The following is a 6,840-nucleotide window of genomic DNA, read 5'->3' as shown; positions in this document are numbered from 1 at the left end:
CTCAATTCACCCATCAGGTCAATCTTCTCGTAAGAAGACTTCAGGGCGCCCTCAACAATCGGCCTCTAAGGAGTGCGGGCGCCAATGAGCTCCCTAGAAACACCGCCAATTATCGCTACATTCCACACCGTTACTCAAGGAAGCGGGGTGCCTCAAAAACCTTTGCCTTTCCAAGACGCTCGAGGACAGAGTCCTTTCTCTCGGTGGCGCGGGCGCTTCGGGTTGCATTACCCCTGGCAGTGCAGTTTCGACGCGCCTTTGGAGATATGGGCGTCATGGGCGAATGTCGACCTGCTCGAGGCTGTTCCGGCCTCGAGTGCGCGCTGCAGTCCCGGCGGTTGACTGGCCGCTACGCGTGAATGTCGCGGGCCTCGGTGGCGTGCATGGTGCCGAGCAATGCCAGGGCGTCGGCGCTGGGGCTGCCGGTTGCGGGTGTGCCGACGAGCAGCTGCTGGCCTGGGGCATCCCGGACTTCGAACGTCTGATAGGTGAGTTCGATACGACCGACCGAGGGGTGCACGAAGACCTTGTAGGCGCGGGCGAGACCCGCGACGGTCTGGTCCTCCCACACCGACCGGAAGGCTTCCACTGGCAGCATTTCGTCGAGGAGCGCGAGGATTGCGGGATTGTTCGGGTCGTATCCGGCGTTCAGGCGTAGGGCGTGCACGGTGGCCCGGGTGACGGTGTCCCATTCGGTGAAGACTGTCGCGGCCTCCTGGTGGGTGAACAGCACGCGCACCATGTTGAGTGGCCGGTCTGCGCCGGCCGTCATGAACGGCGACAGCAAGGCGGCGGCCGGGGCGTTGGTGGCCAGGATGTCGAACGACGGCCCGAGCACGTACGCGGCCGCAGCGGGGAACGAGTCGAGCAGGGTCAACAGCGCTGGGTCGACGAGATCACGCGAGCTTCCAGCGCGGAGGTTCGGGTTCATGCCGGCGAGGCGGTAGGAGTGCCCGCGTGAGTCGGAGTCGAGGCGTAACGCGCGTCCGATGGCGTCGAGTACCTGTGAGGAGGGGCTTCGTTCGCGGCCCTGTTCGAGCCTGGCGTAGTAGTCGGCGCTGACCCCGGCGAGTACTGCTACTTCTTCGCGGCGGAGGCCGGCGACCCGCCGGGTTCCGCGCCCGCCCACGAGGCCGGCTTCTTCCGGGTCGAGGTTGCCGCGGCTCGCTCGGAGGAAATCGCCTAAGGCGTTGCCGGGGAGTGTGTTCATAACTCCAACCTAGTCGCGGGCTCGCGCAGCTTCCCTAGGTGCGGTGCTCCTAGGGAGCAGCAGCCTTCCTCCGGCTGAACATCCGCGGGAGTCTGTGAATGACAGCACAGACAGGATGCCCAGCCCATGCCATCTGCCGACGAACTCATCGGGACCCACACAGCGAACGCCCTCGTGCGCGCCATCCATGTCGCCGCCCCCGAGAAGGCACTGACCCACCTGCAACAGGCGTCGACCGCCCTGGCTCCGCTCTCGTTGCGGGAGAGAGGCGACGTGCTCAGGGACGCCTTGCTGGCGGACCTGCCCGGCGACTATGACTCGTTCGCGCAGACGATCCGACGTGCAGAGGCCGGGGTTCCCCTGTTCAGTGGTTGGCTAATCTGGCCGGTCACCTCGGCCGTAGCAGCCAGGGCAATCGCGGAGAACACCGACGAGGCGTTCGACGATGCAATGGCGCTGCTCGGCGAGCTGACCTCACGCCTCACCTCTGAGTTCGCCATCCGTGGCTTGCTTGACCACGACCTGCAACGGGCGCTCGGAATCATCCAGAATTGGACGGTCTCCGACGACGTGGATCTCCGCCGCCTCGCCTCGGAGGGCACCCGGGCCTTCCTGCCGTGGTCGAACCGAGTGCGAGGTCTCCTGACGCACCCGAGGGCGACGTTGCCGATCATCAGCGCTCTCTACCGGGACCCGAGCGAATATGTGCGGAGGTCGGTCGCCAACCATCTCAACGATCTCAGCCGGCAGCATCCGGAGATCGTCGTCGAGACAGCACGGCAATGGATGTCGCAGCCGGACGAGAACACCGGACGGCTCGTGTCGCACGGGCTGCGGACCTTGGTCAAACGCGGCGACCCCGGTGCGCTGTCGTTGCTCGGGTTCAGCCCTGCGGAGTCGATCGCCGTCGACGGGCCGACCCTCGACCAGGTGGCGGTGTCTTTCGGTGGCACCGTGCGGTTCACGATCGGGATCACGAACACCGGCAGCGTGCCGGCGCGGCTAGCCGTCGACTACATCGTTCATCACCGCAGAGCCAACGGCACCCAGACCGGTAAGACGTTCAAGCTCACCACCGCGACACTCGCCCCGGGGGAGCGCCTCGACCGCACGAGGGAGCACTCGTTCCGCGCCATCACGACCCGCCGCTATTACCCCGGCCCGCACGCCATCGAGCTGCAGGTCAACGGCATCGTCCTGGGAAGGGCCGTGTTCGAACTGCTGCCTGAGACGTGAACCCTGACGGGGTGCGGCGCACCTAGGTTCATTCGGCCTTCTTCCCGCAGCGCACTCCGCTGAGACTCGAACGACGAAACATCCTGCACGACCGACAGAGAGTTGCCCATCATGACCGAGATCCTCGAAGTGACCACCCTCCGCCCCGCCGCCGGCCTCACCGCTGCCGACTTCATCACGGCCAACGCCGACATCGACGTGTATCTGGCTCGCCAGCCTGGCTTCGAATGGCGCCGCATCCTCGAGACCGGCGACGGCACCATCATCGACATCGTCGCCTACGACAACATCGACCACGCCCGCGCAGGCGCCGCCGGCATCGGCGGCGAAATGGCCGGCTCTCCCGTACACGCCACCATCGACCACTCCACCGTCGACTGGAACCTGACGACCGTGCTGCACCGTGTCGATGGCAACTGAGACCGCCACCGCGGAGCGCACCCGGGCCACACCGCTCGAACTGTTCTTCGACCTCGTCTACGTCTTCGCCTTCACCCAGGTGACGCACCTCATGGCCGACGGCGAGAGCATCCGGAGTATCCTCGGCGGACTCGCGATACTCGGCGTGCTGTGGTGGTCATGGGCGTCGCACGCCTGGCTCGCCAACCAGCAGGTCGCCGACCGCGGGCCGGTGCGGATCGGGATCCTCGCCGCGATCGCGACCGTTCTCGTGATCTCGATCCCCGAGGTATACCCCGCCGACGGCGAGAGCCTGTTCGGCGCTCTTCTGTTCTCGATCGGGTTCGTCGTGCTGTCCATCGTCTACACCGCCGTGAACCTCGTGGCGGCGCGCGGCGACCGGGCGCTCCGCCGACAGGTGCTCCGCACTATGAGCGTCACGATCGTGCCCGTCTCCATCGCGCTGATCAGCGGCGCCCTGCTCGGCGGTACCGCCCAACTCGCCCTCTGGCTCGCCGCAGTGGCCATCGAGGGGATCACGATCTACCTCACCTCTCAGGGCGGGGCCTGGTTGCTGCCCTCCGCCGCGCACTACGCAGAACGCCACGGCCTCGTCGTCATCCTCGCGCTCGGCGAATCGGTCATCTCCATCGGACTGGGCGCCTCGCACTCACCGATCACCGTCGGCACGGTGATCGCGGCGCTCATCGCGATCGTCGTCGCCCTCGGTCTCTGGTGGGTCTACTTCGGGCGCGTGTCTGACGCTGCTGAGCACAGCATCGAGGCCATGACCGGCAACCACAGAACACGCACCGCCACCATCGGCACCTACCTGCACTTCGGAACCGTCGCCGGCATCCTGCTCGTCTCGCTGGGACTCGGCGGAGCAATCGAAAGCATCGCCGCCGCGCACGTACCGGCCGAGTTCGACTGGATCGCACTCATCACAGGACTTGCCCTGTTCCTCGCTGCGACGGCCGCCTATTCGGCCGTCGCGACACACAACCCCACCACACCTGACTCTGGAGAAGCACCATGACCACCACCGCTACCACCACACCTGAGCTCGGCGTCATCCTCATCACCGGTGCGAGCAGCGGCATCGGCGAAGCCACAGCACGCCATCTCGCCTCTATCGGACACCCGGTCGTGCTCGGCGCCCGACGTACCGACAGGCTCGGCACCATCGTCGACGAGATCAGAAACCTTGGAGGGCGGGCCGACTACGCCCAACTCGACGTCACCGACCTCGCCAGCGTGCGCTCGTTCGTCGACGCGGCCCTGGAATTGCACGATCGCATCGACGTGCTCGTCAACAACGCCGGCGTGATGCCTTTGTCGAAGGTTAATGCGCTGCACGTCGACGAGTGGAACCAGATGATCGACGTGAACCTCCGCGGCACGCTCCACGGCATCGCCGCAGTGTTGCCGTTGATGGAAGCCCAAGGGCACGGCCACATCATCAACGTGGCATCCGTCTCAGGGCACCGGGTCGACCCGACGGCCGCTGTCTATAGCGCCACCAAATTTGCTGTCCGCGCACTCTCCGAGGGCCTACGCCAAGAGAGCACCGTCGTCCGCGTCACGATCATTAGCCCCGGTCTTACCGTCAGCGAACTCGCCGACCACGGCGGAGAAACCGCCAGCCAGACTGCCGCCCGTGACGCGACCGCACAGCTCGGGCTGCCGGCATCCGCCGTCGCCGAAGCCATCGGCTACGCGATCACCCAGCCCGCCTCAGTGGACGTCAACGAAATCATCGTCCGCCCGACACGCCAAGGCTGAACACCCAATATTCGCCCCTCAGACGGCGAGAACCGCACCCTGCCTCATTCCCATGCACGCGAAGAAACTGGAAGACATGACCAACATCTCACCACTGCCACCGACCAACACTGGACTCGTCACCGCAGAAACCGTAACCAGCTGGATCGAGAAGTACCTGCGGGCGTGGGAGACCAACGACCGCGACGACATCGCCGCTCTCTTCACCGAAGACGCCGAATACCACGAACGCCCCTTCGACACCGAATGGATCGGCCGCGAAGACATCATCCAAGGCTGGCGCGGGCGCTGGGAATGGCAGCAAGGCGGCTGGACCTTCGAGTCGACGATCAGCGGTATCCACGACCGCACCGCCGTCATCACCGGATTAGGCCACTACACCGAACTCGGCGATTTCGACAACGTATGGACTGTCACCTTCGACGAACTCGGGCGGTGCACGAGATTCGAGATGGTGAACACCGAACGGCCCTAACCCGGCCCGCAAGCCGCCACACCGGGACCACAAGCCACCTCCACGAAAGGCCCACAACGATGAGCAACGAACACGAAGCCAGCCTCGAAAGGGCGCGCGCACGCGCTATGGAGATCAGGGCGTTCTACGAAAGTCTCGAGCTGCAGATCGACGGCAGAGTCTGGAGCCTGCACGAATTGATGCTCGGATTCATCAATGACGTGGGAACCATCGGCCGCCTCAACCTCGCACACGACGGCACCTGGGACATCGACGGCGACGTCCACGCCCAACTGCGACACAAACTGTCCGAATCGCTCTGGTGGGTGATCGTGATCGCCGAACGACTCGGGATCGACATCAACGACGCCTACGCACAAACCATGGACAGGATCGAGGCTCAGATCGCGCCGCCGGGACGGGGTTTCGACGATGGACGTTAAGCCGTCCTGGGCATCGAACATGAGCGGTATACGCCAGACATCAAGAGCGGAACACCGACAGGAAGCAACAACTTCATCCCTCGACAACCCCCGAACCTTCCGCCCCCGATCGTGCTTCAATCAGGGGCAAAATGAGTACCCGAGGAATTGCCTGAATCAGTTCAGCTAGTCTTCGTCCCCTGGGTTGGGCAGTAGAGCTGGGTACGTTCGCCAGACCGGTCGATCGTGTGTGCGGCCATGAGCTGACCACAGAGTGGGCAACTGCTGCCCTGCGCCCTTCGCGCTTTCGACTCGGCGGATTCCGTGTCGAACGGCCCGAGCGGGGGTGGTCCGAGATACGGGAATAACCGATCGTTAAGCCACCCTCCGAAACCGTTCGACCGGGGGTGAGCGCGTTGCCGCCTATTGTTCGTACCCATATGATTAGTGTACTAGCTAAATGGTCGAAGGAGGCCTGCATGCAGGAACCGGAGAGAGCGGCGAGCGAAGACATCCTCTCCCTCGAGAACCAGGTCTGCTTCGCCCTTGCTGTTGCGGCCCGAAACGTCGTCGGGTTGTACCGGCCCTTCCTCGAGCCCCCGCGGCTCACGCACCCGCAGTACCTTGTCATGCTCGCGCTCTGGGAGCAGAGCCCACGGTCGGTACGGGAAATCGCCGACGCCCTCAGCCTCGAGCCCGCCACGCTCTCACCCCTGCTGAAGCGTCTCGAGATCATCGGGTACGTCCAAAGAGAACGAAGCGCCCGCGATGAACGGATGCTCGACATCACCCTGACGGAGGCGGGGTACTCTCTGCGCTCGACCGCCCTCACGATCCCCCCGAGGGTTGCCCGCTCGCTGGACATGTCGGTGCCGGAGCTGGAGAGCCTCAGGGAGGTGCTGCACCGGGTCATCGCGGCGTCCAACTCGTGACCGACTTCAGAGCTCGGCTCATGAGGGCAAGTTTCCCAGTATCAACTGTTGTCGGATTGAGAGGCCTCGCTGAAGCCTCAGATGGCTGGCGCGGGCGTCTCATAAACCTAGGTAGGCATCGCCCGGGGGAGTAGTCGAGGTGTCTCACAAATCTATGCACACACCAACCCCAGAGCAGGCGGCCGCCCCGCAGATCCTGAGCGTCAAGGTATCTTCGAGGGCTTGCGGTGCGGCGGCGAGACATCTCACAAAGCTTTAGGTTTCTGGAACATGGCCTGCCGGTGACCCAGACAGAAGGAGTCAACCGCGTCACCGTCTGGGAGGGGTTGCTTGCGGGTTAGGATTCAGCAGTCGCACTTCCACCCGGGTGCGTTGGTGAGGCTGCCCTGATCGGTTGACGAG

At 64.5% G+C, this 6,840-nt stretch carries 8 protein-coding genes; 7 read left to right on the top strand and 1 reads right to left on the bottom strand.

What is annotated here, in order from left to right:
* Positions 1-349: 349 nt before the first annotated feature.
* Positions 350-1,210, bottom strand: a complete 861-nt coding sequence (locus B7R24_RS14070; protein ID WP_116419598.1) for a helix-turn-helix domain-containing protein — start codon at positions 1,208-1,210, stop codon at positions 350-352.
* Between the two features lie 126 nt (positions 1,211-1,336).
* On the opposite strand from B7R24_RS14070, the gene B7R24_RS14065 reads away from it, so the two are divergent.
* The 7 genes from B7R24_RS14065 to B7R24_RS14030 all read left to right on the top strand — a co-directional run bounded on the left by B7R24_RS14065 (position 1,337) and on the right by B7R24_RS14030 (position 6,438).
* A complete protein-coding gene (locus B7R24_RS14065) occupies positions 1,337-2,446 on the top strand; it encodes a DNA alkylation repair protein (protein WP_116419597.1) in 1,110 nt (369 codons plus the stop codon).
* 111 nt (positions 2,447-2,557) lie between these two features.
* Positions 2,558-2,866 carry a hypothetical protein gene (locus tag B7R24_RS14060; RefSeq protein WP_116419596.1) on the top strand — a complete coding sequence of 103 codons (309 nt, stop codon included), beginning with the start codon at positions 2,558-2,560 and terminating at the stop codon, positions 2,864-2,866.
* A complete protein-coding gene (locus B7R24_RS14055; protein ID WP_116419595.1) occupies positions 2,856-3,884 on the top strand; it encodes a low temperature requirement protein A in 1,029 nt (342 codons plus the stop codon). Before B7R24_RS14060 ends, B7R24_RS14055 begins: the two co-directional genes overlap by 11 nt.
* Entirely contained in the window at positions 3,881-4,630 is a 750-nt protein-coding gene (locus tag B7R24_RS14050; protein WP_116419594.1) for an SDR family oxidoreductase, read from the top strand. The genes B7R24_RS14055 and B7R24_RS14050 overlap by 4 nt, the downstream gene beginning before the upstream one ends.
* 76 nt (positions 4,631-4,706) lie before the next feature.
* Positions 4,707-5,105 carry a nuclear transport factor 2 family protein gene (locus tag B7R24_RS14045; RefSeq protein WP_116419607.1) on the top strand — a complete coding sequence of 133 codons (399 nt, stop codon included), beginning with the start codon at positions 4,707-4,709 and terminating at the stop codon, positions 5,103-5,105.
* Positions 5,106-5,164: 59 nt separating this feature from the next.
* The gene (locus tag B7R24_RS14040; protein WP_116419593.1) at positions 5,165-5,527 is read left to right on the top strand and encodes a hypothetical protein; all 363 of its coding nucleotides are present in this window, start codon (positions 5,165-5,167) and stop codon (positions 5,525-5,527) included.
* 458 nt (positions 5,528-5,985) lie between these two features.
* A complete protein-coding gene (locus tag B7R24_RS14030; RefSeq protein ID WP_116419591.1) occupies positions 5,986-6,438 on the top strand; it encodes a MarR family winged helix-turn-helix transcriptional regulator in 453 nt (150 codons plus the stop codon).
* The last annotated feature ends 402 nt before the right edge of the window (positions 6,439-6,840 follow it).

The organism is Subtercola boreus (assembly GCF_003399645.1).
GTDB lineage: Bacteria > Actinomycetota > Actinomycetes > Actinomycetales > Microbacteriaceae > Subtercola > Subtercola boreus_A.
Note: the sequence above shows the minus strand (reverse complement) of the source record. Positions and strands in the feature narration are given on the sequence as shown.

Bases quoted from the DNA above. Each gene is read 5' to 3' on its own strand.
- B7R24_RS14070 (WP_116419598.1), bottom strand. From the start codon at position 1,210: ATGAACACACTCCCCGGCAACGCCTTAGGCGATTTCCTCCGAGCGAGC.
- B7R24_RS14065 (WP_116419597.1), top strand. From the start codon at position 1,337: ATGCCATCTGCCGACGAACTCATCGGGACCCACACAGCGAACGCCCTC.
- B7R24_RS14060 (WP_116419596.1), top strand. From the start codon at position 2,558: ATGACCGAGATCCTCGAAGTGACCACCCTCCGCCCCGCCGCCGGCCTC.
- B7R24_RS14055 (WP_116419595.1), top strand. From the start codon at position 2,856: ATGGCAACTGAGACCGCCACCGCGGAGCGCACCCGGGCCACACCGCTC.
- B7R24_RS14050 (WP_116419594.1), top strand. From the start codon at position 3,881: ATGACCACCACCGCTACCACCACACCTGAGCTCGGCGTCATCCTCATC.
- B7R24_RS14045 (WP_116419607.1), top strand. From the start codon at position 4,707: ATGACCAACATCTCACCACTGCCACCGACCAACACTGGACTCGTCACC.
- B7R24_RS14040 (WP_116419593.1), top strand. From the start codon at position 5,165: ATGAGCAACGAACACGAAGCCAGCCTCGAAAGGGCGCGCGCACGCGCT.
- B7R24_RS14030 (WP_116419591.1), top strand. From the start codon at position 5,986: ATGCAGGAACCGGAGAGAGCGGCGAGCGAAGACATCCTCTCCCTCGAG.